The following is a 25,004-nucleotide window of genomic DNA, read 5'->3' on the forward strand; positions in this document are numbered from 1 at the left end:
ACGACGCAGCGGTCGCGGAATCCGCCGGACGGATGGATTCTGACACTCGGACGGATCCGGCGATGCCGGCGCCGCGGGCCGCCGGGGCGGTCCGCACCGAGCCGGCCGAAGCGGCCCGACAACCCGGGGCCGAGGAGGGCCGGACCGCGGCACCGCGCAGGCGCACCACCACCACGCGCCGCGCCGCCGCCACCGCGAAGGCCACCGCCGACGCTGCCGGGACCGCCGGGACCACCGCCGAGGGCGCCTCCGACGCCGCGCCGCGCAAGGCCTCCGCCCGCAAGCCCGCCGCCCGCAAGACGACAGAGAGCGACACCGTGATCGGCCGCATCCCCGTCCTGGACGTCAGCCCCCTCGTCGACGCCGGCCGTCGCCCGGCCAAGGCCGTCGTCGGCGAGACCTTCCTGGTCACCGCGACCGTGTTCCGCGAGGGCCACGACGCCGTCAACGCCAACGTGGTGCTGCGCGACCCGCGCGGCCGCGGCGGCCCGTGGACGCCGATGCGCGAGCTGGCCGAGGGCACCGACCGCTGGGGCGCGCACGTCACCCCGACCGCGCCCGGCCGCTGGTCGTACCTGGTCGAGGCGTGGAGCGACCCGGTCGCCACCTGGCGCCGGACCGCCGCCGTGAAGCTGCCCGCCGGGATCGACACCGCGCTGGTCCTGGAGGACGGCGCCCGGCTGCTGGAGCAGGCCGCCGCCGGCGTGCCGAAGAAGGAGGGCCGCGCGCACGTGCTGTCCGCCGCCGACGCGCTGCGCGACCCCGGCCTGCCGCCGCTGTCCCGGCTGGCCGCCGCGCTCGCCCCCGAGGTGCTGGACCTGCTGGCCCGGTACCCGCTGCGCGAACTGCTCAGCACCTCCCGCCCGCTGCCGCTCCAGGTGGACCGCGAGCGCGCGCTGTACGGCTCCTGGTACGAGTTCTTCCCCCGCTCGGAGGGGGCGGTGGTGGACCCGAGCGGCGTCGAGCCGCCGCGTTCGGGCACCCTGCGCACCGCCGCCGAGCGGCTGCCGGCCGTCGCCGGGATGGGCTTCGACGTGGTCTACCTGCCGCCGGTGCACCCGATCGGGCGAGCCTTCCGCAAGGGGCCGGACAACGCCCTGACGGCCGGTCCGCACGACGTCGGCTCGCCCTGGGCGATCGGCTCCCCCGAGGGCGGCCACGACGCCGTCCACCCCGACCTCGGCACGATCGAGGACTTCGACCACTTCGTCGCCGAGGCCGAGGCCCTGCACCTGGAGGTGGCGCTGGACTTCGCCCTCCAGTGCTCCCCCGACCACCCGTGGGTGAACAAGCACCCGGAATGGTTCAGCCACCGCGCGGACGGCACCATCGCGTACGCCGAGAACCCGCCGAAGAAGTACCAGGACATCTATCCGATCAACTTCGACCAGGACATGGAAGGAATCGTCAAGGAAACCATCCGGATCCTCCGGTTCTGGATGTCCCACGGCGTTCGGATCTTCCGGGTCGACAACCCGCACACCAAACCGGTGGCGTTCTGGGAGAAGGTGCTCGCCGACATCTCCCGCACCGACCCGGACGTCGTGTTCCTGGCGGAGGCCTTCACCCGGCCCGCGATGATGCACACCCTGGGGAAGATCGGTTTCCACCAGTCGTACACGTACTTCACCTGGCGCACCACCAAACCGGAACTCACCGAGTACCTCACCGAACTCACCGGTGACGCCGCCGCCTACATGCGGCCGAACTTCTTCGCCAACACCCCGGACATCCTGCACGGCTACCTCCAGCACGGCGGCCGCGCCGCGTTCGCGATCCGCGCCGTGCTCGCCGCCACCCTCGCCCCCAGCTACGGCGTCTACGCCGGCTTCGAGCTGTACGAGGACGAGCCGGCCCACCCCGGCTCCGAGGAGTACCTGCACTCGGAGAAGTACGAGCTGCGCCCGCGCGACTGGACCCGCACCGACTCCCTCGCCCCGCTGCTCACCGTGCTGAACCGGCTGCGCCGGCGCCACCCCGCCCTCCAGCAGCTGCGCAACCTGCGCTTCCACCCCACCGACAACGACCAGGTGCTCGCCTACTCCAAGACCGCGACCACCCCCGAGGGCCTCACCGACCAGGTCGTCACCGTGGTCAACCTCGACCCGCACCACGTCCAGGAGGCCACCGTCACCCTCGACGGCGACGGCCCGTACGCGGTGCACGACGAGCTCACCGGCGCCGTCTACACCTGGGGCCGGCACAACTACGTCCGGCTCGATCCCTCAGCCGAGCCGGCTCACCTCCTCACGGTTCGGAGGAACCCAGCGTGACTGTGAACGAGCCCGTCCCCGACACCTTCCCGGAGACCTCGAAGAAGAACCTGGACCCGGAGTGGTTCAAGCGTGCGGTCTTCTACGAGGTGCTGGTGCGGTCCTTCCAGGACAGCAACGGCGACGGGGTCGGGGACCTGAAGGGGCTCACCACCAAACTCGACTACCTGCAGTGGCTCGGGGTCGACTGCCTCTGGCTCCCGCCGTTCTTCGCCTCGCCGCTGCGCGACGGCGGGTACGACGTGGCCGACTACAAGTCGGTGCTGCCGGAGTTCGGCGACCTCGCCGACTTCATGGAGTTCGTCGACGCCGCGCACGCCCGCGGCATGCGCGTGATCATCGACTTCGTCATGAACCACACCAGCGACCAGCACCCGTGGTTCCAGGCCTCCCGGACGGACCCGGACGGCCCGTACGGCGACTTCTACATGTGGGCCGACGACGACAAGCAGTACCCGGACGCCCGGATCATCTTCGTCGACACCGAGACCTCCAACTGGACCTACGACCCGGTCCGCAAGCAGTACTTCTGGCACCGGTTCTTCTCCCACCAGCCGGACCTCAACTACGACAACCCCCGCGTCCAGCAGGAGATGATCGCCGGACTGCGGTTCTGGCTCGACCTCGGCATCGACGGCTTCCGGCTGGACGCGGTGCCGTACCTGTTCGCCCGCGAGGGCACCAACTGCGAGAACCTGCCGGAGACCCACGAGTTCCTCCAGCGGGTCCGCAAGGAGATCGACGCCGACTACCCCGACACCGTGCTGCTGGCCGAGGCCAACCAGTGGCCCGAGGACGTCGTCGACTACTTCGGCGACTTCACCGCGGGCGGCGACGAGTGCCACATGGCGTTCCACTTCCCGGTGATGCCCCGGATCTTCATGGCCGTGCGGCGGGAGTCCCGCTACCCGGTGTCGGAGATCCTCAGCAAGACCCCGCAGATCCCCGGCGGCTGCCAGTGGGGCATCTTCCTGCGCAACCACGACGAGCTGACCCTGGAGATGGTCACCGACGAGGAGCGCGACTACATGTACGCGGAGTACGCCAAGGACCCCCGGATGCGCGCCAACGTGGGCATCCGCCGCCGGCTCGCCCCGCTGCTGGAGAACGACCGCAACCAGATCGAGCTGTTCACCGCCCTGCTGTTCTCGCTGCCCGGCTCGCCGGTCCTCTACTACGGGGACGAGATCGGCATGGGCGACAACATCTGGCTGGGCGACCGGGACGGCGTGCGCACGCCGATGCAGTGGACCCCGGACCGCAACGCGGGTTTCTCCTCCGCCGACCCGGGCAGGCTCAGTCTGCCGCCCATCATGGATCCGGTGTACGGCTACCAGGTGACCAACGTCGAGGCACAGCAGAGCAGTTCGAGTTCGCTGCTGCACTGGACGCGTCGCATGATCGAGATCCGCAAGCTCAATCCGGCGTTCGGCCTCGGCACGTACACCGAACTGCCCTCCAGCAACCCCGCCGTGCTGGCCTTCGTGCGCGAACACGAGGGGGACCTGGTCATGTGCGTGAACAACTTCTCGCGGTTCGCGCAGCCGACCGAGCTGGATCTGCGGCAGTACGGCGGACGGTACCCGGTCGAGCTGATCGGCGGGGTGCGCTTCCCCTCTATCGGCGAGTGGCCCTACCTGCTCACGCTGGCCGGCCACGGCTTCTACTGGTTCCAGCTCCGGCAGCCGCCGCGGCTGAGCGGGACCAGGCGCTCGAAGTAACGATCCGCCACACCCTGCCCCACAGCACCACCAGACCCTCCGGGGGCGCGAGTTGTACCCCTGCGCCCCCGGAGTTCTCTGCACCGCCGCGTACGGAGAACAGCCCAACGGCCACCCACACGAAGGCGTGACACCTGAGCCCCGCTCGCGTGCCGCCGCCGCCGCGCCGCCGAAATCCGGAAGACTGACGGACCCGGCCAGACCCGTCGGGCAGTCCGCCCGCTTCCGGGGAAAGGGAGTCATGTCCGAAACCTCCCGTTCTCAAGCCCATGTGCAGCAGGACGCCCCCGCCGACCCCGCCGCACCGGCGGGCGCGCGGAGCACCGGGGCCCGGAGAACCGCCCTGGGGGTCAGCGAACTCGTCCAGGCCGCGCTGCCGCTGATCGCCGAGTGGCTCCCCACCCAGCGGTGGTACGCCGGGAAGGGACGGCCCATCACCGGCCTCACCCCGATGGTCGGAACCCCGCTCCAGGTCGGCGACCCCGCCCTGCTGCACCTGCTGCTGCGGGTCGAGCACGCCACCACGGCCGGCGCCCCGCACGGCGACATCTACCAACTCCTGCTCGGCATCCGCTCGGAGGGGCCCGCGGACATCGAGCCCAGCGCCGTGCTCGGCCGGCTCAGCCAGGGACCGTACGACGGCGCGGCGCTCTACGACGCCGTCCACGACCCCGAACTCACCGGGCGGCTGCTGGAACACCTCGCCACCGGCGACCGGTTCGGCGCGCTGTCCTTCCGCCGGACCCCCGGCTCCGGGCTCCCCGCCAACCTCCCCGGCCGCGCCTCCACCGCCGAGCAGTCCAACAGCTCGGTCATCTACGGCACCTCGTACATCCTCAAACTGTTCCGCCGCATCCACCCCGGCACCAACCCCGACCTCGAACTCTCCCTCGCCCTCTCCCGAGCCGGCTCCACCCGGATCCCCCGGGTCGCCGCCTGGTTCGAGAGCCGGCTGGAACGCGCCGAACCCGCCACCCTCGGGCTGCTCCAGCGCTACCTGCCGGACGCCGAGGACGGCTGGGAGCTCGCCCTCGACCAGGTCGGCCGGCTCAAGGGCGACCCCTCCCCCGGCAACTTCGCCATCGAGGCCCACCGGCTCGGCCGGGCCACCGCCGAAGTCCACCGGGTCCTGGCCCGCTCGATGCCGGTCGCCCGGCTCGACCGCGCCCAGACCAGCCGGCTCGCCACCACCATGGCCGACCGGCTGGACAGCGCCGTCGCCGCCGTCCCCGGCCTGCTGCGCTACCGGGCCGCACTGCGCACCGCCTTCCAGCAGCTCGCCGACGCCCACCCCGACGGCCTGCCCGTCCAGCGCATCCACGGCGACCTGCACCTCGGACAGGCCATGCGCACTCCGCACGGCTGGGTGCTGCTGGACTTCGAGGGCGAACCCGCCAAGTCCGTCAACGAACGCCGCGAACCCCAGCCCGCGCTGCGCGACGTCGCCGCCATGCTCCGCTCCTTCGACTACGCGGCAGCCCACCTGCTGGCCGGCGGCCCGGTCGACCCGGAACTCGCCCACCTCGCCGCCGCCTGGGCCCAGCGCAACCGCACCGCCTTCTGCGCCGGCTACACCGCCGGCGGCGGCGCCGACCCGGCGGCCTCACCGGAGCTGATGCGGGCCCTGGAGATCGACAAGGCGGTGTACGAGGTCGTGTACGAGGCCCGGCACCGGCCGAGCTGGCTGCCGATCCCGCTCGCCGCGATCAACCGGCTCGCCCTCACCGTCTGACCGCCCCGGCCCCACCCGCACCCCTGCCCTGCCCACCCCCGGCCCCGCCCGCACCCCCTGCCCTACCCGCACCCCCGGTTCCGCCGCCCTGGAGTTAGCCCACCCCCCGTCGCAGGAGGACCCAGCCGTGACGCCGCTCGACCCGCCCGGCCGCACCACCCGCCCCGTCCCGGCCACGTTCCTGGCCGGCCCGGACTCGCCCCGGCCCGAGCCCGTCCCGGCCGAGGAGTCCGCGCCGGTCGCGGAGTCCGCACCGGCCACGGCTCCGCCCACGGCCTCGCTGCGCCTGCCCGAGGCGCCGCTGCCGCCGTCCGAGGTGGACCGGCTGGTCGGCGGGCAGCACCACGACCCGCACGCCCTGCTCGGCGCGCACCCGGTGCACGGCGGCACCGCGATCCGGGTGCTGCGCCCGTTCGCCGAGCGGGTGGTCGTCGAGACCACCCAGGGCCCGGCCGAACTCACCCATCAGCAGGGCGGGTTGTTCACCGGACTGGTGGCCGGCGCCGACGCCGTGGACTACCGGCTGCTGGTGACCTACCCCGGCGGCGAGCCGCTGGCCCAGCACGACGGCTACCGCACCCCGCCCACCCTCGGCGAACTCGACCTGCACCTGATCTCCGAAGGCCGGCACGAGCAGCTGTGGCAGGCCCTCGGCTCGCACGTGCGGACCGTCGACGGCGTCGCCGGCACCGCCTTCGCGGTCTGGGCGCCGAACGCCGTCGGCGTCCGGCTGATCGGCGACTTCAACCACTGGGACGGCACCGGGCACCCGATGCGCTCGCTCGGCTCGTCCGGCATCTGGGAGCTCTTCGTCCCGGGCCTCGCCGAGGGTGCCGCGTACAAGTACGAGGTCCACACCCGGCAGGGCTGGGTGCTCGACAAGGCCGACCCGCTCGCCCGGGCCGCCCAGTGCCCGCCCGCCACCGCCTCGGTGGTCACCTCCTCCGACTACCACTGGCAGGACGGCGAGTGGATGGCCCGCCGGGCCCGCGCCGCGCACCACCGGGCACCGATGTCCGTCTACGAGCTGCACCTGGCCTCCTGGCGGCCCGACCTCACCGACTACCGCGCCATCGCCGATGAACTTCCGCGCTACCTCAAGGAATTGAACTTCACCCACGTGGAGTTCATGCCGGTCATGGAGCACCCCTTCGGCGGCTCCTGGGGCTACCAGGTGTCCGGCTACTACGCGCCCACCGCCCGGCTCGGCAGCCCCGACGACTTCCGCCACCTGGTCGACACCCTGCACCGGCACGGCATCGGCGTGATCGTCGACTGGGTGCCCGCCCACTTCCCCAAGGACGCCTTCGCGCTCGCCCGCTTCGACGGCGAGCCGCTGTACGAGCCGGCCGACCCGCTGCGTGCCGAGCACCCCGACTGGGGAACCCTGGAGTTCGACTACGGCCGCACGGAGGTGCGCAACTTCCTCGTCGCCAACGCGGTCTACTGGTGCGAGGAGTTCCACATCGACGGCCTGCGGGTGGACGCCGTCGCCTCCATGCTCTACCTCGACTACTCCCGCGAGGGCGGCGCCTGGACGCCCAACCAGCACGGCGGCCGGGAGAACCCGGACGCGGCCGCGTTCCTCCAGGAGATGAACGCCACCGTCTACCGGCGCTGCCCCGGCGTGGTCACCATCGCCGAGGAGTCCACCGCCTGGGACGGCGTCACCCGCCCCACCGACGCCGGCGGCCTCGGCTTCGGACTCAAGTGGAACATGGGCTGGATGCACGACTCGCTGGTCTACATGTCCAAGGAGCCGGTGCACCGCAAGTTCCACCACAACGAGATCACCTTCTCGATGGTGTACGCCTACTCGGAGAACTACGTCCTGCCGATCTCGCACGACGAGGTGGTGCACGGCAAGCAGGCGCTGGTCTCCAAGATGCCCGGCGACTGGTGGCAGCAGCGCGCCAACCACCGCGCCTACCTGGGGTTCATGTGGTCCCACCCGGGCAAGCAACTGCTCTTCATGGGGCAGGAGTTCGCCCAGGGCGCGGAATGGGACCACGAGCAGGGCCCACAGTGGTGGGTGCTCGACGAGCGGTGGCCCGCCCACCAGGACCACCGCGGTGTCCGCCGGCTGGTCCGCGACCTCAACCGGCACTACCTGGACACCCCCGCCCTCTGGGAACGGGACACCACCCCGGACGGCTTCCGCTGGCTCGACGGCGGCGCCGCCGAGGACAACCTGCTCTCCTTCGTCCGGTACGCGGCCGACGGCTCGCCACTGGTCGCGGTCTGCAACTTCTCCCCCGTCGTCCGGCACGGCCACCGGATCGGCCTGCCCGACCTGGACGGCCGCGACCAGCTGTGGGAGGAACTGCTCAACACCGACGCCGAGGCCTACGGCGGCGGCGGCATCGGCAACTCCCACCCGGTCAAGGCCGAACCGACCCCCTGGCACGACCAGCCCCGCTCCGCCGAACTGGTCCTCCCCCCGCTCGCCACCCTCTGGCTCCGCCCGGCCCGCTGAGGGCCTGGGCACCAGAACACCTGAGCGCCTGAGTGTCTGCCCGGCCGGGCAGGCGCTCAGCGCGGTGCCGACACCGGGAAGCCGAGGTCCTCCGCGGCCCTGCCCAGCTCGCGGTCGTAGGTGATGAACTCGGTCAGCTCCGTCCGGAACGGGTCCGCGCTGGCCAGGTGCAACGCGTCCAGCGAGCCGAGGCGCGGAGTGCGGTAGGAGAGCGCCCGGGCGAGCACCGCGCTGCTGAGGTCGACCTGGTGGCTGCCCCGGAGCGCCTGGTCCACGTAGTAGGGGACCTGCTGGTGGGCCAGGCCCGCGCGGAGCAGGGTGCGGGTGATCTCCAGCCGGGCCAGCGCGCCGGTGATCAGCTCGGTCCCGGCGGGCAGCGCCCGCCGCCACGCCCGCAGTGCGGCCGTCTCGGGCTCCGGCTTGATGAACTTCAGCAGCGCGCAGGAGTCGAGGTAGATCAACGGTTCCGCTCCCGTTCGCGGTCTTCCACCAGGAGGTCCGAGAGGCTGCCGATCTCCGGCAGCAGATCGAGGGCCAGCTCGGGCATGCCCTCCTCGGCGGGCGGGGTGACCTCGCCGGCCGCGATCATGCGTTCGAGGGTCGTCGCCGGGGGCTCCTCCGGCACGAGTCTCAGCACGGGCCGCCCGCGGTCGGTGACGACGATCGTCGCGCCGGCCCGGACCCGCGCGACCGCCTTCGACGGGTTCTGGTTCAGCTCACGCAGTCCCATGGTCTCCATGCCCTCCAATGTAACTACCTCATGTAGGTACATCAAGAGCGGGCGGCAGCGCAAACCCCGTGCCCAGGACGTTCAGCCCTTGCCCCGACTCGGCCGCTCTGCTCGCGGACGTCCGTTCGCAGTGCGAAGGTATGGTCGATATGGCCATATTCCGAGACGACGGGACGGAGACACCCACGTGGCGCGCAGCGTGTACGTGACCGGTATCGACCGGGGGGACGGCCGACAGGCGGTCGAACTCGGGGTCATGGAACTGCTCACCCGCCAGGTGGACCGGGTCGGGGTGTTCCGGCCGCTGGTGCACGCGCCCGTGGGGGCGCCTCCCGGCCACCGGGCCGGGGGCGCGCCGGGCTCGGACCACGTGGTGGAGCTGCTGCGCGGCCGGTACCGGATCGACCTGCCGAGTTCCGAGCTGTACGGGCTCAGCTACGAGGAGGCCGCCGCGCTGCAGGCCGCCCACGGGCAGGACGAGCTGGTCTCCGCCCTGGTCGACCGCTTCCGCGCGCTGGAGCGGCGCTGCCAGGCGGTGCTGGTGCTCGGCACCGACTTCGCCGACACCAACATCCCGGACGAGCTGGCCTTCAACGCCCGGCTGGCCAACGAGTTCGGCGCCGCCGTGCTGCCGGTGGTCGGCGGGCACGCCGAGGACCCGGAGGCCGTCATCGCCGAGGTCCGCAACGCCCACCGGGCGTTCACCGACCTGGGCTGCGAGACCCTGGCGATGATCGCCAACCGGGTCGCCCCGGGTGCCAAGCAGCGGATCCAGCGCAAGCTCACCGAGAAGCTGCCGATCCCCGCCTACGTCATCCCGGAGGAGCCGGCGCTGGCCGCGCCGACCGTCGCCCAGCTGGTCGAGACGACCGGCGCCGAGGTCCTGCTCGGGGACGCCGCCGGCCTGGCCCGGGACGTCCGCGGCTTCGTCTTCGGCGGCGCCATGCTGCCCACCTTCCTGGACGCCCTGACCGAGGGCGCCCTGGTCGTCACCCCCGGGGACCGCGCCGACCTGGTGATCGGCTCACTGGCCGCGCACGCCGCCGGTGCCCCGCCGATCGCCGGCGTGCTGCTGACGCTCGGCCAGCACCCCGGCCCGAACGTGATGGCACTGGCCGCCCGGCTCGCCCCCGGCACCCCGGTCGCGGTCGTCCCGGAGGGCAGCTGGCCGACCGCCGCGACCCTCACCCACCTGGAGGGCAAGCTCACCGCGGCCAGTCCGCGGAAGGCCGAGATCGCCCTCGGACTGTTCGAACTGCACGTCGACACGGCCGAGTTGACCAACCTGATCGAGGTCGGCCGGTCCGAGCGCGTCACCCCGATGATGTTCGAGCACGAGCTGCTGGAGCGGGCCCGGGCGAGCCGGCGGCACGTCGTCCTGCCGGAGAGCACCGAGGAGCGGGTGCTGCGCGCGGCCGAGATCCTGCTGCGCCGCAACATCTGCGACCTCACCCTGCTCGGCGAGGCCGACGCGGTGCGCCGCAAGGCCGCGGGCCTCGGCATCGACCTCCCGCAGGAGCAGTCGGGCGGCGACCGCGCCCAGGTCCGGATCGTCGACCCGACCACCAGCCCGCTGCGCCGCCAGTTCGCCGAGCTGTACGCCCGGCTGCGCGCCCACAAGGGGATGACCGTCGAGCTGGCGCTGGACGTGGTCACCGACGTCTCGTACTTCGGCACCCTGATGGTCCAGGAGGGCATCGCGGACGGCATGGTCTCCGGCGCGGTGCACTCCACCGCCGCGACCATCCGGCCCGCCTTCGAGGTGATCAAGACCTCGCCGGGCGCGGCCATCGTGTCGAGCGTCTTCTTCATGTGCCTGGCCGACAAGGTGCTGGTGTACGGCGACTGCGCGGTCAACCCCGACCCGGACGCCCAGCAGCTGGCCGACATCGCGATCCAGTCCGCCGCCACCGCCGCCCAGTTCGGGGTGGAGCCGCGGGTCGCGATGCTCTCGTACTCGACCGGCACCTCCGGGTCCGGCGCGGACGTCGACAAGGTCCGCAAGGCCACCGAACTGGTCCGCGAGCTGCGGCCGGACATCCTGGTCGAGGGCCCGATCCAGTACGACGCGGCGGTGGACGCCCACGTCGCGGCCACCAAGCTGCCGGGCTCCGCGGTGGCGGGCCGGGCGACCGTGCTGATCTTCCCGGACCTCAACACCGGCAACAACACCTACAAGGCGGTCCAGCGCTCGGCGGGCGCGGTGGCGGTCGGCCCCGTCCTCCAGGGCCTGCGCAAGCCCGTCAACGACCTCTCGCGCGGCGCGCTGGTCCAGGACATCGTCAACACCGTCGCGATCACCGCCATCCAGGCCCAGGACGAGAAGGAGTCGAAGGCATGAGCGAAGGAACGCGCGTTCTCGTCCTGAACGCCGGCTCCTCGTCGGTGAAGTACCAGCTGATCGACATGCTGGACGGCACCCGGCTGGCCTCCGGCCTGGTGGAGCGGATCGGCGAGCCCGGCGGGCGGCTGGTGCACACCCCGCACTCGGGCGGGCCGCGCGAGCTGCCGCAGCTCTTCCCGGACCACTCCGCCGCCCTGAAGGCCGTCGCCGAGGAGCTGGCCGCCGACGGCCTCGGGCTGGACTCCCCCGAGCTGGCCGCGATCGGCCACCGGGTGGTGCACGGCGGCAAGCGGTTCACCGAGCCGACCGTGGTCACCGACGACGTGCTCAAGGAGATCCGCCGGCTGATCCCGGTCGCGCCGCTGCACAACCCGGCCAACATCACCGGCATCGAGGTGGCCCGCGCGCTGCGCCCGGACCTCCCCCAGGTGGCCGTCTTCGACACCGCCTTCCACGCCTCGATGCCCGAGTTCTCGGCCCGGTACGCGATCGACAAGGCCGTGGCCGACGAGCACCGGGTGCGCCGCTACGGCTTCCACGGCACCTCGCACCAGTACGTCTCGCGGGCCACCGCCCGGCTGCTCGGCAAGGACCCGGCCGAGGTGAACGTGATCGTGCTGCACCTGGGCAACGGCGCCTCCGCCTCGGCGGTCGCCGGCGGTCGCTGCCTGGACACCTCGATGGGCCTGACCCCGCTGGAGGGCCTGGTCATGGGCACCCGCTCGGGCGACATCGACGCCGGTGTGGTGTTCCACCTGCACCGGGTGGGCGGGCTGTCGATCGACGAGATCGACGACCTGCTCAACCGCCGCAGCGGTCTGCGCGGCCTGTGCGGCGACAACGACATGCGCGAGATCATGCGCCGGGCCGGGGCCGGGGACGCCGACGCGAAGCTCGCCTTCGACGCGTACATCCACCGGCTGCGCAAGTACATCGGCGGCTACTACGCCGTGCTCGGCCGGGTGGACGCGATCGCGTTCACCGCGGGCGTCGGGGAGAACGCGGCGCCGGTGCGCGCGGCGGCCACCGCCGGGCTGGACGAACTGGGCATCGCGGTCGACCCCGAGCTGAACTCGGTGCGCTCCGGCGAGGCCCGGATCATCTCGCCCGCGTACGCCCGGGTGGCGGTCGCCGTGGTGCCCACCGACGAGGAACTGGAGATCGCCCGGCAGGCCTTCGCCCTGGTGCACCGGCGGCCCGGGAACTGACCGGCCGCCGTCTCGCCCCTCGGAATCCTTCGTCGGCGATTCCTCTCGATTCGTGCCGAATGCACCTATAACACGAACGGATAGACTGATCCATATGCGCCGAGCGAAAATTGTCTGCACCCTGGGTCCGGCGACGGACTCCTACGAACAGCTGAAGGCCATCGTCGAGGCGGGCATGAACGTCGCCCGACTGAACATGAGCCACGGCAACCACGCGGACCACGAGGAGCGGTACCGCAAGGTCCGCCAGGTCTCGGAGGACACCGGCAAGGCCATCGGCGTCCTGGCCGACCTCCAGGGTCCCAAGATCCGTCTGGCGACCTTCGCCAACGGCCCGGTGACCGTCGACAACGGCGACGAGTTCACCATCACCACCGAGGACGTCCCCGGTGACCAGCACATCTGCGGCACCACCTACAAGGGCCTGCCCGGCGACGTCAAGCCCGGCGACCCGATCCTGATCAACGACGGCGTCATCGCCCTGGAGGTCGTCAGCGTCGACGGCCCGCGGGTGAAGACCGTGGTGATCGAGGGCGGCGTGCTCTCGAACAACAAGGGCATCAACCTGCCCGGCGCGGCCGTGAACGTGCCCGCCCTGTCCGAGAAGGACAAGGACGACCTGCGCTTCTCGCTGCGCCTGGGCGTCGACATGATCGCCCTGTCCTTCGTCCGCAACGCGGACGACATCAAGGACGTCCACGAGGTCATGGACGAGGTCGGCATCCGCGTGCCGGTCATCGCCAAGATCGAGAAGCCGCAGGCCGTCGAGGCCATGGAGGAGATCGTCCTCGCCTTCGACGCCATCATGGTCGCCCGCGGCGACCTGGCCGTCGAGTACCCGCTGGAGCGGGTGCCGCTGGTCCAGAAGCAGCTGATCACGCTGGCCCGCCGCAACGCCAAGCCCGTCATCGTCGCCACCCAGATGATGGAGTCGATGATCCACGCCTCGCGCCCCACCCGCGCCGAGGTCTCCGACGTCGCCAACGCCATCCTGGACGGCACCGACGCGGTCATGCTGTCCGCCGAGTCGAGCGTCGGCAAGTACCCGATCGAGACCGTCCGCACCATGAGCCGGATCGCCGAGAAGGCCGAGGAGGAGCTGCTGTCCCAGGGCCTCCAGCCGCTCAACCCGGGCCGCAAGCCGCGCACCCAGGGCGGCTCGATCGCCCGCGCCGCGTGCGAGCTGGGCGACTTCCTGAACGGCCAGGCGCTGGTCGCGTTCACCAAGTCCGGTGACACCGCCCGCCGCCTGTCCCGCTACCGTTCGCCGATCCCGGTGGTCGCGTTCACCCCGGACGTCGCCACCCGCAACCAGCTCTCGCTGAGCTGGGGCGTCGAGGCGCACGTCACCGAGCAGGTCGGGTCCACCGACGAGATGGTCGCCCAGGTCGACCGGGAGCTGCTGCGCATGGGCAAGCTCGCCGAGGGCGCGACCGTCATCGTCACCGCCGGCTCGCCCCCCGGCATCCCCGGCAACACCAACATGGTCCAGGTGCACCACCTGGGCACCCGGGGCGAGTAACACCCCGTGGCACCGCCGCCCGTGGGGCGGTCCTCCGCTGGAGGGCCGCCCCACGGGCGTTCTCGCGACGTCGCCGCCGTGGCGCGTCCGCCGGTCGCCTACTTGTCGCTGTAGGGCGCGTCGTCGTTGAACAGGCGCATGCCGGGGATGGTCAGCGTGCCGCCGAACTGGCCGGCCTGCTTGGCGGTGACCCCGGTCAGCTCCAGGTCCAGCGGGATCGGGATCGAACCGATCAGGTCGTACAGCCAGCGCGGCAGAGTGTCCGGGGTGAGGGTGATCTCGCCCAGGTCGATCGGGATCGGCAGGCCGAGCACCTTGGAGAGGTGGCCGGACAGCCGCTCCACGTACATCGTGACCGGGCCCTTGCGCATGGTCGAGGTCGAGCCGGGGGCGCCCTTCACGTGGAAGGTCTTGCCGTTGCCCTGCAACGTCGACATGTCGAGGTTGTCGATGTCGACGCTGTCCACCACGAACTTCAGCACCCGCTTGGTGCCGGTCGGGGTCCGCACGTCGTAGACGCCGTGGAAGGCCGCGCCGTGCAACGCCAGCCTGCTGGTCGCCAGCGTCCAGTTCTGCTGCGGGACGACGTCCCCGGTGGCGGGCGCGCCGGCGCTCAGACCGCTGGTGTCCACCGCGCAGTTGGGGTTGGCGCTCGGCGAGGACGACGGGATCTCGGCGGCGGTCCCGGACGGGGTGGCGGAGGCCGTCTTCGGGCTCGCCTTGCCGCTCGGCTTCCCCGTCGTACCGCCGGCCGGGCCGCTGGTGGCGGAGGCCGGCGCGGCGGGCGAGGCCTGGTCGCCCGCCGGGGTCTGCTCGCCGCTGCCGGCGGCGGGCGGCGGGGTGCCGGGCGGCCCGTCGGCCGGGGCCCCGGTCGTCGGGGCCTGCGGCTGGACCGGCGTGTCGGCGCGCGGGGCCGGGACGGCCGGTGCGGGGGCCTGGGTGGTGGCCGGCGCGGGGGTGCCGGTCGACTTGGCGCTCGGCGTCGGGCTCGGTGAACCACCCGGGTCCAGCAGGTGGTTGACGCCGCCCAGGACGTCGCCGATCAGCCCGGCCTGGTGGACCGTGTCCGAACCGCCGGGGGCGGCGGAGCGGGCGGCCGGCGGCGTGGTCGCCGGGGTGCCGGCCGTGCCGGTCGGGGTCGCGCCGTCGCTCGGCGTACCGGCCGGCGCGGAGGGCTGCTGGGTGGGCGCGCCGGTCGGCGTCCGGGTGGGGATCGCGCTCGGCCCCGTCGAAGCCCCCGTCGAGGGCGCGGTGGGGGGCACCGTGGACGGGCCGGGCGGCGGCTCGGGCAGCTCGCTCTTGGGGACGGGCGTCTCCAGCGGCGCGACGTCCGGCACGGTGGCGGGCGCGGTCCCGCAGGGCTTGCCCGCCGTGGACTCGGCGACGGCCGGGTTCGGGGTGTACGCGGCGGCCATCAGCAGTGCCGTCGGCACCGCGGCCATCGCCAGCGCGCGGCCTCTCAGCCGGACCCGGACGGGCGTGCGCGGCGCCGCGTGTCGACCGGCGCGCTGCGGTTGGTCGTCCGACGCGCTCACCGCGCCTCCTTCGGGTCCACGGCGGCGGCCTGCTCGTTCGACGCGGCCTGTGCGGGCAGCTTCGCGGTGGGCGCTTCGGCCGCCGCGGGCTCGGTGGCGACGCTCTCGACGACGACCGCGCTCTCGCCGACGGCGGCCTCGGCGGCCGGGGTCCCAAGTGCGGGGGCCTCGGCAGCGGGGGCCTCGGTGGCGGGGGCCTCGGTGGCGACGCTCGCGGCGACGGCGGTCTTGGCCGCCTTCGGCTCCGGCAGCGGCGCCCAGGACGCCATCAGACCGCCGCCGATCAGCCCCGGCAGCAGCGCCAGGCCGAACCCGGCCAGGTTGGAGACCGGGATCGAGACCAGCGTCAGCAGGGTGGTGGCGACCCCCGCGAAGACCCGCACGGTCGGCTGGAACCACGCGGTCAGCCCGAGCACGATCAGCAGCACGCCGATGATCAGCGATCCGGCGCCCGCCGTGGTGGCCATGGCCACCGTCATGCCGCCCAACGAGAGCTTGGCGTACGGGAAGTACATGATCGGGACGCCGGCGATCATGGCCAGCAGGCCGCCGTAGTACGGCCGCGTCCGACGGAAGGTACGGAACACCCGGCGCAGCCACTGGACGGGGTTCTCGTGCTCGGCGGGCCGGAATGAGGCAAGGGCGCTGGACACGGTGCAGCTCCTCGATGGTGTGAACGAGGGATGGACGAGACACGGGATCCGGTGGCGGCGCACGCGCCGCCACCGGTCCCACAGGTGCCGTCGGGGCGGCGGACCGGGCCCGGTCCGCCGCCCGTCAACGGCCTAGTAGCACTCGCCGGTGCCGTCGGTGTGCAGCGCGAGCTTCAGGCCGGGGAGCTTGAAGGTGCCGGCCGAGGTGGCCCAGGCGGTCTGCTGCACGTTGTACAGGTCGGCCTTGTCGGCGGCCTGGGCGAAGCCGGTCGCGCCGGACGGCAGGCCGCCGAGCTTGGACTTCCAGCCCTGGGTGGCCTCGCCCTTGAGGGTCGAGGCGTCCTGGCCGATGTTGATGTTGGTGAACTCGGCGTCCGCGTTCAGCTGGTCGAGGTCGATCAGCAGGTTCTTGGCGTAGACCTGCTTCTTGACGTCGTCGCTGTTGCCCGCCTCCAGGCGAAGGACGATCTTGGGCAGCTTCCACGGCAGGCCGGGGATGACGTTGGGGTCGGTCACCACCGACTGGCAGAGGCCCTTGATGGTGGCCTCGTCGAAGGCCGAGACGGCGACCGGGTGCGGAGTGCCGTTCACCTCGGCGTCGATCGAGCCGAACTGGGCGAAGTTCTTGCCGTGCAGCTCCGGCGTGGTGACCTTGAAGCTCTGGCCGGAGACGCTGAACGAAGCCGCCAGCGCGTTGTTGGCCATGGCGGCGCCGACCATCGCGGTGGCCGCGATGCTCGGCACCATCACCAGCGCGAAGCGCTTCCAGCGGGTCTTGCCGTAGGTCTGGGACATGCGAGTCCTCCTTCTAGGACGTACATCTCCGGCTCCCCGGCGGCGCGCCCGCACCGGTGGGGGACTGGGATGGGAGAGAGCTACGTCCTCGGTAGCGGAGAGCGCCTTGGGCGTCGTCGGACGCGGGAGCGGCCGGCACACAGCGGCACTCCCGTCCCTCCACCGGCCGTCCTTGCGGGGCGGCGGGCAGGACCGACGACATCGGCGATCACCCCCGAGCGACAACCAGCGACCGCGCAGGGCCGCGCGGCCGGTCGAAGGACAGGAACCGCCGTGGGACCGCGGATACCCCCCTGCCCTCCCTACCGCCGACCGGGGCCGGCGGATCACCCGGTGGGGATCCCGTGCTCCACGTGGCCGACCGGATCGGAGGGTGTGGAGTCAGGGACCGGGCGTCGCCGATCGTGCTCGAATCCCGGGCGAAGCACAAGAGGTTCCTTACTGACGGGTAATGCAACACCCGGTGGCATTGACCACGGAATCGGCGCAGCATGCACCGTGTGTGACGCCATGAAGGAAACGTGACGAAGAAATCCGCCGGAAACACGAACGAAACACCCGTGGACAGTCACCAAGTGTGACTGTCCACGGGTGTTGTCAAGATTTGGTAAACCTCTGTCCGGTTGACCGGATTGTCGCCAAATCACCCGGCGACACCGCAGGTCATTCGCCGTGCCAGGACCCACCCGGGACCGCCCGGGCCAGGACCGGAGGCGGCGTCAGAACAGCACGCGCGCCAGCGCGGTGCGGGCCGCGGTGACCCGCGGATCCTCCGGGCCGATCACCTCGAAGAGCTCCAGCAGGCGCAGCCGGGCGGCGTCCCGGTCCTCACCGGCGGTCCGGCCGACGGTATCCACCAGCCGGCCGAAGGCGTCCTCGACGTGACCGCCCACCAGGTCCAGGTCGGCCGCCCGCAGCTGGGCCTCGACGTCCTTCGGGTCGGCCGCGGCCGCGGCGCGGACGGCCTGCGGGTCCACGCTCTCGATCCGCTGCAGCAGTTCGGCCTGGGCGAGGCCCAGCCTGGCCTCGGTGTTGCCCGGCTGGTCGGCCAGAACGTTCCGGTAGGCCTGGACGGCGCCGCCCAGGTCGCCGCTGTCCAGCGCGTCGTGCGCGGCGGCCAGGGCCGGGTCCTCCGGCCGCTGCGGGGCGGCGTCCGGCGCCTCGCCCGGGACCCCGGCGCCGCCGACCACGCCGAAGCGCTGCTCGGCGACCAGGATCAGCTGGTCCAGCACCTTGCGGACGTTGGCCGCGCTCTCGGCGCCCTGGAACAGCGGCACCAGCTGGCCGGCCACCACGGCCATCACGGCCGGGATGCCCTGGATGCCGAACTGCTGGGAGATCAGCGGGTTGGCGTCCACGTCGATCTTGGCGAGCACGAACCGGCCGGCGTACTCCTCGGCCAGGCCCTCCAGGATCGGGCTGAGCTGCTTGCAGGGGCCGCACCACTCGGCCCAGAAGTCGATGACGACCGGCACTTCGGTGGAGCGCTGGACGACCTCGGCCTCGAAGGTGTCCTCGGTGACGTCGATGACGAGCGCGTAGGCGGACTGCGCGGGGGCGACTCCGGCCGCTTCGTCGGCGGCCGCCTGGCGGGCCCGCTCGACCCTGGCCTGCTCGGCCTTCTGGGCAGCCTCGCCGGCTGCCTTCACTGCGGCGAGGTCGACCGCACCGCGCAGGGCGGAGCTGTTGAGACGCGAATTCCGTGGCTGCATGGCACCATCCTCCCCCGTCCGCGCCGCCTGCGGGCAACCAACCTCCGGAAAGTCGCCCCGCACGGGCCGCGCGGCGCGGATTCCCGGGCGCGGTGGCCCTCCCCCGGTAGCCTGAACCGTTCGGCGCGGATCCCCACCCGCGCCCGCGCCGCCCCGTCCCACGGGTGCGGCGCCTGGTTGTCACTGCTTTCGCTACGAGTCGTAGCGTAACTGGAGCCGGGGTCCCGGCCGCAAGCCCCACCGGCGGTTCCGCGACGTGACCTGCCCCACTTTCCGGGGCGGCCCGGCTGCCCGAACGGGCGAACAGCCGCTACCGTTACCAGCCCCACCCATGTTACTCACCAGTAGAGCGCAAGGAGGCCCGGTTGCCGGCCCCCCAGCCCCCCGCGAACCCGGACGTCACGGGCCCGGAGACCGCGGACGGCCCCGCCCCCTCGGCGGGTGCCGCGACCAGGGCCAAGGGCCGCCCGCGCAGCGCCGCCGCCGACCGCGCCATCCTCGACGCCACCCGCGAGGCCCTCGCCGAACTCGGCTGGGGCGGGCTGACCATGGGCCACGTCGCGACCCGCGCCAAGGTCGCCAAGACCACCCTCTACCGCCGCTGGCCGTCCAAGAACGAACTCGTGGTGGACGCCGTCGCCAGCCTCTTCGACGACCTGGTGATGCCCGACCTCGGCAGCCTGCGGGCCGACATCGAGGCGGTGGTCGCCCAGTTCGCCGACCTGCTGGCCCGCCCCGAGACCCAGGCCGCACTGCTCGCGCTGTTCGCCGAGGGCACCCGCGACCCGCACCTGCGCCGCCGGATCCGGGAGGCCATCGTCGACCCGCAGAAGCGCCTGGTCCGGCAGGGCCGGGCGGCCGCCCAGGCGCGCGGCGAACTCGCCCCGGACGCCGACCCGCGGACGGCCTGCGAGGAGATCGACATCATCTTCGACACCATCGCCGGGACGGTCGAGCACCGCGTCCTGGTCAGCGGCGAGCCGATCACCGCCGACTGGACCCGCCGCTTCACCAACCTGCTGCTCGGCCCCTTCCCCAGCCTGCTGGGCGACTGAGGGTACGACGAAGCCGCCCCGCACGGAGCTCCGTACGGGGCGGCCCACCGGCACGTCCTAGAAGGACGCGTTCTCCCGGTACGTCCCCCACTCCTCGCGCAGCGCGTTGCAGATCTCGCCCAGGGTCGCCTCGGCGCGCACCGCGTCCAGCATCGGCGGGATCATCGACTCGCCCGAGCGCGCGGCCGCCAGCATGGCGTCCAGCCCGGCCCGCACCGCCGCCTCGTCCCGGGCCTCCTTGCGCTCGCGCAGCACCCGCACCTGCTCGCGTTCGACCTCGTGGCTGACCCGGAGGATCTCCAGTTCGGGGGTGACGCTGCGGGGGTGGCAGTTGACGCCGACCACGCGCTTGTCCCCCTTCTCCACCGACTGCTGGTACTGGAAGGCCGCCTCGGCGATCTCGCCGGTGAACCAGCCCTCCTCGATCCCGCGCAGGATGCCGGAGGTGATCGGGCCGATCCCGTGGTCCTCGCGGCCCTTGTCGAGGATCCGCTGGAAGATCGCCTCGGCCTGCTGCTCGATCCGGTCGGTGAGCGCCTCGACGTACCAGGAACCGCCCAGCGGGTCGGCCACGTTGGCGACGCCGGTCTCCTCCATCAGCACCTGCTGGGTGCGCAGGGCGATCTCGGCGGCCTGCTCGGAGGGCAGCGCCAGGGTCTCGTCCAGGGCGTTGGTGTGCAGCGAGTTGGTGCCGCCGAGCACCGCGGACAGCGCCTCCACGGCGGTGCGGACCACGTTGTTGTACGGCTGCTGCGCGGTCAGCGAGACGCCGGCGGTCTGGGTGTGGAAGCGCAGCCACTGCGCCTTGTCGGTCTTGGCGCCGAAGCGGTCGCGCATCCAGCGGGCCCAGATCCGGCGCGCGGCGCGGAACTTGGCGATCTCCTCGAAGAAGTCCAGGTGCGCGTCGAAGAAGAAGGACAGGCCGGGCGCGAAGACGTCCACGTCCAGGCCCCGGGACAGGCCCAGCTCGACGTAGGCGAAGCCGTCGGCGAGGGTGTACGCGAGCTCCTGCGCGGCCGTCGCCCCGGCCTCGCGGATGTGGTAGCCGGAGACGGACAGCGGCTTGTACGCGGGGATGCCCTGGGCGCAGTACGCCATCAGGTCGCCGATCAGCCGCAGGTGCGGCTCGGGGGCGAAGAGCCACTCCTTCTGGGCGATGTACTCCTTGAAGATGTCCGTCTGCAGGGTGCCGTTGAGCACCGCCGGGTCGACGCCCTGGCGCTCGGCGGCGACCAGGTACATGCAGAAGATCGGGACGGCCGGGCCGCTGATCGTCATCGAGGTGGTGACCTCGCCGAGCGGGATGCCGTTGAACAGCACCTCCATGTCGGCGGCCGAGTCGATGGCGACGCCGCAGTGGCCCACCTCACCGAGCGACTTGGCGTCGTCGGAGTCGTAGCCCATCAGGGTGGGCATGTCGAAGGCGACCGAGAGGCCGCCGCCGCCCGCCTCCAGGATCATCCGGTAGCGCTCGTTGGTCTGCTGCGCGTTGCCGAAGCCGGCGAACTGGCGGATGGTCCAGGTGCGGCCCCGGTAGCCGGTGGGGTGCAGCCCGCGGGTGAAGGGGTACTCACCCGGCCAGCCGATCCGTTCGAAGCCCTCGACGGCCTGCCCGGGGGCGGGACCGTACGCCGGCTCGACCTCGTCGCCGGACAGGGTGGTGAAGTCCGCGTCCCGCTTGCGGGCGCTGTCGTACCGCTGCTGCCAGCGCTGCCGTCCGCGCTCGATCTCCTCGGCGTCCATGACCCCGAACTCCGCTCCGTACGGCCGCCACGGCACCGGGGCGGCACAGCTATTAGGACGTCCTACTAATTTACTCGGACGTCCTAGCAGCTGTCGATGGATGCCGGGGGCGAAACGCCGGGGGCCGCCCTCTCCGGGGCCGGAAACGCGCAGTGCCCCTTCCCCCGCGGGGGAAGGGGCACTCGCCGGGGCGTCGGATCAGACGCCGGCGGGCTGGCGGGCGTCGGCGCCGACCGGGAGCCGCTCGGCGGCCTCGCGGACCACCTTGCGCTCGAAGACGAAGGACGCGAACGGGATGCAGCCGGCGGCCAGGGTCAGGATCATCCGGCCGAGCGGCCACTTCAGCTTCTGCCCGAGCAGGAAGGTCACCACGAAGTACCCGATGTACAGGTAGCCGTGCAGCATCGCGACGTACGTGGTCAGGTCCTCGGCCGCGTCGAAGCCGTACTTCGCGACCATGAAGCCGCAGAACACCAGCAGGGCCACACCGGTCGCAATGGCCAGGGCCCGGTACCAGCCCAGCAGGGGGGTCGCCTTCATACTCTTCATCGCCTCGTTCGGCAGGGATCGACCGGTACGCCCGGATCCGCGCACCGCTCACACGAGGGTAACCGTCCTCACGGCCGCTCCCGCGCAGCCCCCTCGCCGCGCTCGTCGGTGAAGTCGCCGGCGGCGATCCGCAGCGGCCTGAGCAGTTCGAACACCTGCCGACACTGCTCGGTGTCGTACTCCTCCAGCCCGAACTCCATCGCCATGAGTTCCCGGGTGGCCTCCTCGACCGTCTCGCGGCCGCGGCCGGTGATCGCGGCGAGCACGCCGCGGCCGTCCAGCGGGTTGGGGCGGCGGGCGACCAGGCCGGCCCGCTCCAGCCGGTCGACGGTGTTGGTGACGCTGGTCGGGTGGACCATGAGCCGCTCGCCGATCTTGGACAGCGAGAGCTCGCCGGTCCGGCTGAAGGTCAGCAGCACCAGCGCCTCGTACCGGGCGAAGGTCAGCCCGTACGGCTTGAGCACCGCGTCGACCCGGGAGAGCAGGATCTGGTGGGCTCGCATGATCGAGGTGATCGCCGCCATCGGGGGAACCCCGCCCCAGCGGCGGGTCCAGAGCTCGTCGGCGCGGGCGATCGGGTCGAAGTCGAGGGCTAGGGGCTTGGGCACCTCCTTACCGTACCGGCGGACGGGTCGGGCGCTACCAGCCGTCCTGATGGTGGACAAGCGCGATGCGTGGCGGGAACCCGCCAAAAGGGCTGTCAGGTCCATACCAGGACGTTGCACCGGTGTGAATGCGGGGCAACGGGACCGGGGCGCGGCGGAGTTGACGGCCGATCGGTCCGCAGCCGCACTATCAGGCCTCGGTTCGGATGGTAACCCGCTGAAAGGCCGGGTGATTCGCACCTTTTGTCCGCCCGTTCACAATCCCTCCGGCTGGCGGGACTTGGCCAATTCATGAGCAAGACCTGTCATTTGATTTGCTCGATTGTCATGCTTTCCGCCAACCCCGTCCGGTAGCCACCACCCCCACCCACCGGTGGCCAGCCGCTCGACCGCACGGGGCCAGCACGTCAGCGCCCGTCCCGCCCCTCAGGTGCCGACCCCGGCCCCCGGGACGCGGTGCGACCGCCCACACGCGGTTACCCGGAAGGACTCGTCCGTGAAGCGAAAGCTCGCAGCAGTCGCCGTACTCTCCGCCACCGCCCTGCTCACCGGCGTCGTCCAGGTGAGCACCGCCGCCCAGGCCAGCCCGATCCCCGCGGCGCAGGCGCAGGCCGCCGAGCAGCACGCGGCGGCGCTCGCCCTGGCGGGCGGCCAGTCCGGCCCGCTGGCGAAGGCCCTCGCCCTCGGCGGCCAGGAGCAGCTGGTGGCGAAGGACGCCGTGGTGGACAAGGACGGCACCCGGCACCTGCGCTTCGAGCGCACCTACGCCGGCCTGCCGGTGCTCGGCGGCGACCTGGTCGTCCACCAGAGCGCCCGCGGCGCGGTGGAGTCGGTCGACAAGGCGGTCTCCGCGCAGCTGAGCCTGTCGAGCCTGGCCCCGCAGATCCCGGCCGACAAGGCCGCCGCGCAGGCCACCGGCGCCGTCCAGGCCACCGTCGGCGTCGCCGCGGACAAGGACGAGTCCCCGCTGGCGGCCGTGCACCAGACCGGCAAGGCCGAGCTGGTGGTCTGGGCGAGCGACGGCAACCCGCGCCTGGCGTACCGCACCACCGTCGAGGGCGTGCGCGCCGACGGCACCCCCAGCAGCCAGCTGCTGGTCACCGACGCCGCCACCGGCCAGGTGCTGTCCACCCACGAGCAGGTGCAGACCGCCTCCGGCACCGGCAAGGGCGTCTTCGTCGGCAACGTCCCGCTGACCACCACCCAGAGCGGCACCTCGTACCAGCTGAAGGACGCCACGCGCGGCGGCCAGTCGACCGTCAACCTGAAGAACAAGACCTCCGGCACCGGCACGCTGGTCGCCAACTCGACCAACGCCTTCGGCAACGGCCTGGCCTCCAACAGCGAGTCCGCCGCCGTGGACGCCCAGTACGGCGCGGCCGCCACCTGGGACTTCTACAAGAACACCTTCGGCCGCAACGGCATCAAGAACAACGGCGTCGGCGCGACCAGCCGCGTCCACTACGGCTCCAACTACGTGAACGCGTTCTGGAGCGACGCCTGCTTCTGCATGTCCTACGGCGACGGCAGCGGCAACACCCACCCGCTCACCGAGATCGACGTGGCCGGCCACGAGATGAGCCACGGCGTCACCTCCGCCACGGCGAACCTCAACTACTCCGGCGAGTCCGGCGGCCTCAACGAGGCCACCTCCGACATCTTCGGCACGATGGTCGAGTTCTACGCCAACCTGCCCTCCAACCCGCCGAACTACTGGATCGGCGAGCTGATCAACCTGAACGGCGACGGCACCCCGCTGCGCTACATGGACAAGCCCAGCAAGGACGGCGCCTCGGCGGACTCCTGGTACTCGGGCGTCGGCAACCTCGACGTCCACTACTCCTCGGGCATCGCCAACCACTTCTTCTACCTGCTGTCCGAGGGCAGCGGCGCGAAGAGCATCAACGGCTTCAGCTACAACAGCCCGACCTCCAACGGCTCGGCGGTCACCGGCATCGGCCGCGACAAGGCCGCGCAGATCTGGTACCGCGCGCTGACCGTCTACTTCACCTCCACCACCAACTACGCGAGTGCCCGCACCGGCACCCTGAAGGCCGCCTCCGACCTGTACGGCGCCACCAGCGCCGAGTACAAGGCGGTCGCGGCGGCGTGGAGCGGGGTCAACGTCAACTGACGCACGGCGCACGGCGCACGGTGACAGGACGTCCGGGGCCTCCGCGAAGGGCGGCCCCGGGCGTCCGCGCGCCCGCTCCCCCGCACGCCCGCTCCCCCGCGTGCCCGGTCTCCCGCCCGCTCCGCTCCCCGGGTGGCGAAGTCCTGCCAGCCGGACGAACCGCCCGTAGCGGGCACCGGGCGGCAGCCGAACCATCCGCACCAGCACTGGCGGATCC

The 25,004-nt window shown here is 72.2% G+C and carries 18 protein-coding genes; 9 read left to right on the forward strand and 9 right to left on the reverse strand.

Going from position 1 to position 25,004, the window contains the following annotated elements; all coding sequences use genetic code 11:
* Positions 1–317 precede the first annotated feature (317 nt).
* The 4 genes from ACIQVZ_RS16545 to glgB all read left to right on the forward strand — a co-directional run bounded on the left by ACIQVZ_RS16545 (position 318) and on the right by glgB (position 8,202).
* Positions 318–2,273 (forward strand): alpha-1,4-glucan--maltose-1-phosphate maltosyltransferase, encoded by a 1,956-nt coding sequence (locus ACIQVZ_RS16545; RefSeq protein ID WP_402450724.1) that lies wholly within the window; start codon positions 318–320, stop codon positions 2,271–2,273.
* On the forward strand, positions 2,270–3,994 hold the full coding sequence (treS, locus tag ACIQVZ_RS16550; RefSeq protein ID WP_063347760.1) for a maltose alpha-D-glucosyltransferase: 1,725 nt from the start codon (positions 2,270–2,272) through the stop codon (positions 3,992–3,994). The genes ACIQVZ_RS16545 and treS overlap by 4 nt, the downstream gene beginning before the upstream one ends.
* Before the next feature lie 241 nt (positions 3,995–4,235).
* A complete protein-coding gene (locus tag ACIQVZ_RS16555) occupies positions 4,236–5,726 on the forward strand; it encodes a phosphotransferase (RefSeq protein WP_402450586.1) in 1,491 nt (496 codons plus the stop codon).
* A 127-nt stretch (positions 5,727–5,853) separates the two neighbouring features.
* Complete coding sequence (gene glgB / locus ACIQVZ_RS16560; protein ID WP_402450588.1) at positions 5,854–8,202, forward strand: 1,4-alpha-glucan branching protein GlgB; 2,349 nt, start codon at positions 5,854–5,856, stop codon at positions 8,200–8,202.
* A 56-nt stretch (positions 8,203–8,258) separates the two neighbouring features.
* On the opposite strand, the gene ACIQVZ_RS16565 is transcribed toward glgB, so the two are convergent.
* Positions 8,259–8,663, reverse strand: a complete 405-nt coding sequence (locus ACIQVZ_RS16565) for a type II toxin-antitoxin system VapC family toxin (RefSeq protein WP_402450590.1) — start codon at positions 8,661–8,663, stop codon at positions 8,259–8,261.
* Positions 8,660–8,941 (reverse strand): type II toxin-antitoxin system prevent-host-death family antitoxin, encoded by a 282-nt coding sequence (locus ACIQVZ_RS16570; RefSeq protein WP_350884697.1) that lies wholly within the window; start codon positions 8,939–8,941, stop codon positions 8,660–8,662. Before ACIQVZ_RS16570 ends, ACIQVZ_RS16565 begins: the two co-directional genes overlap by 4 nt.
* A 178-nt stretch (positions 8,942–9,119) precedes the next feature.
* Between ACIQVZ_RS16570 and pta the strand changes: the two genes are divergently transcribed.
* The 3 genes from pta to pyk all read left to right on the forward strand — a co-directional run bounded on the left by pta (position 9,120) and on the right by pyk (position 14,006).
* Positions 9,120–11,273 (forward strand): phosphate acetyltransferase, encoded by a 2,154-nt coding sequence (pta, locus tag ACIQVZ_RS16575; protein WP_402450592.1) that lies wholly within the window; start codon positions 9,120–9,122, stop codon positions 11,271–11,273.
* Entirely contained in the window at positions 11,270–12,484 is a 1,215-nt protein-coding gene (locus tag ACIQVZ_RS16580) for an acetate kinase (protein WP_402450593.1), read from the forward strand. Before pta ends, ACIQVZ_RS16580 begins: the two co-directional genes overlap by 4 nt.
* Positions 12,485–12,578: 94 nt before the next feature.
* Positions 12,579–14,006, forward strand: coding sequence for a pyruvate kinase (gene pyk, locus ACIQVZ_RS16585; RefSeq protein WP_350884703.1), 1,428 nt, complete (start codon positions 12,579–12,581; stop codon positions 14,004–14,006).
* A 98-nt stretch (positions 14,007–14,104) separates the two neighbouring features.
* Here the strand turns inward: pyk and ACIQVZ_RS16590 are convergent, their stop codons facing one another.
* From ACIQVZ_RS16590 to ACIQVZ_RS16605, 4 genes are all read right to left on the reverse strand, one after another.
* Positions 14,105–15,541 carry a hypothetical protein gene (locus ACIQVZ_RS16590; protein ID WP_402450595.1) on the reverse strand — a complete coding sequence of 479 codons (1,437 nt, stop codon included), beginning with the start codon at positions 15,539–15,541 and terminating at the stop codon, positions 14,105–14,107.
* Positions 15,538–16,194: a DUF6114 domain-containing protein gene (locus tag ACIQVZ_RS16595; RefSeq protein WP_402450597.1), complete on the reverse strand. Its 657-nt coding sequence runs from the start codon at positions 16,192–16,194 to the stop codon at positions 15,538–15,540. Before ACIQVZ_RS16595 ends, ACIQVZ_RS16590 begins: the two co-directional genes overlap by 4 nt.
* Positions 16,195–16,326: 132 nt before the next feature.
* Positions 16,327–16,989, reverse strand: coding sequence for a DUF6230 family protein (locus ACIQVZ_RS16600; protein ID WP_063347768.1), 663 nt, complete (start codon positions 16,987–16,989; stop codon positions 16,327–16,329).
* A 719-nt stretch (positions 16,990–17,708) separates the two neighbouring features.
* Positions 17,709–18,701, reverse strand: coding sequence for a tetratricopeptide repeat protein (locus ACIQVZ_RS16605; protein ID WP_402450599.1), 993 nt, complete (start codon positions 18,699–18,701; stop codon positions 17,709–17,711).
* A gap of 494 nt (positions 18,702–19,195) precedes the next feature.
* Here ACIQVZ_RS16605 and ACIQVZ_RS16610 point away from each other — a divergent pair, with 494 nt between their 5' ends.
* Positions 19,196–19,756 (forward strand): TetR/AcrR family transcriptional regulator, encoded by a 561-nt coding sequence (locus ACIQVZ_RS16610; RefSeq protein ID WP_402450727.1) that lies wholly within the window; start codon positions 19,196–19,198, stop codon positions 19,754–19,756.
* Positions 19,757–19,813: 57 nt separating this feature from the next.
* Here the strand turns inward: ACIQVZ_RS16610 and ACIQVZ_RS16615 are convergent, their stop codons facing one another.
* The 3 genes from ACIQVZ_RS16615 to ACIQVZ_RS16625 form a co-directional block, all read right to left on the reverse strand.
* Entirely contained in the window at positions 19,814–21,499 is a 1,686-nt protein-coding gene (locus tag ACIQVZ_RS16615) for a methylmalonyl-CoA mutase family protein (RefSeq protein WP_350879571.1), read from the reverse strand.
* 198 nt (positions 21,500–21,697) lie between these two features.
* The gene (locus ACIQVZ_RS16620) at positions 21,698–22,039 is read right to left on the reverse strand and encodes a DUF3817 domain-containing protein (RefSeq protein ID WP_402450600.1); all 342 of its coding nucleotides are present in this window, start codon (positions 22,037–22,039) and stop codon (positions 21,698–21,700) included.
* Positions 22,040–22,116: 77 nt separating this feature from the next.
* Entirely contained in the window at positions 22,117–22,656 is a 540-nt protein-coding gene (locus tag ACIQVZ_RS16625) for a MarR family transcriptional regulator (RefSeq protein WP_350879573.1), read from the reverse strand.
* A gap of 493 nt (positions 22,657–23,149) precedes the next feature.
* On the opposite strand from ACIQVZ_RS16625, the gene ACIQVZ_RS16630 reads away from it, so the two are divergent.
* Positions 23,150–24,787, forward strand: coding sequence for a M4 family metallopeptidase (locus tag ACIQVZ_RS16630; protein WP_402450603.1), 1,638 nt, complete (start codon positions 23,150–23,152; stop codon positions 24,785–24,787).
* Positions 24,788–25,004 lie beyond the last annotated feature (217 nt).

This window comes from Kitasatospora sp. NPDC098663 (assembly GCF_044760075.1).
Classification (GTDB): domain Bacteria; phylum Actinomycetota; class Actinomycetes; order Streptomycetales; family Streptomycetaceae; genus Kitasatospora.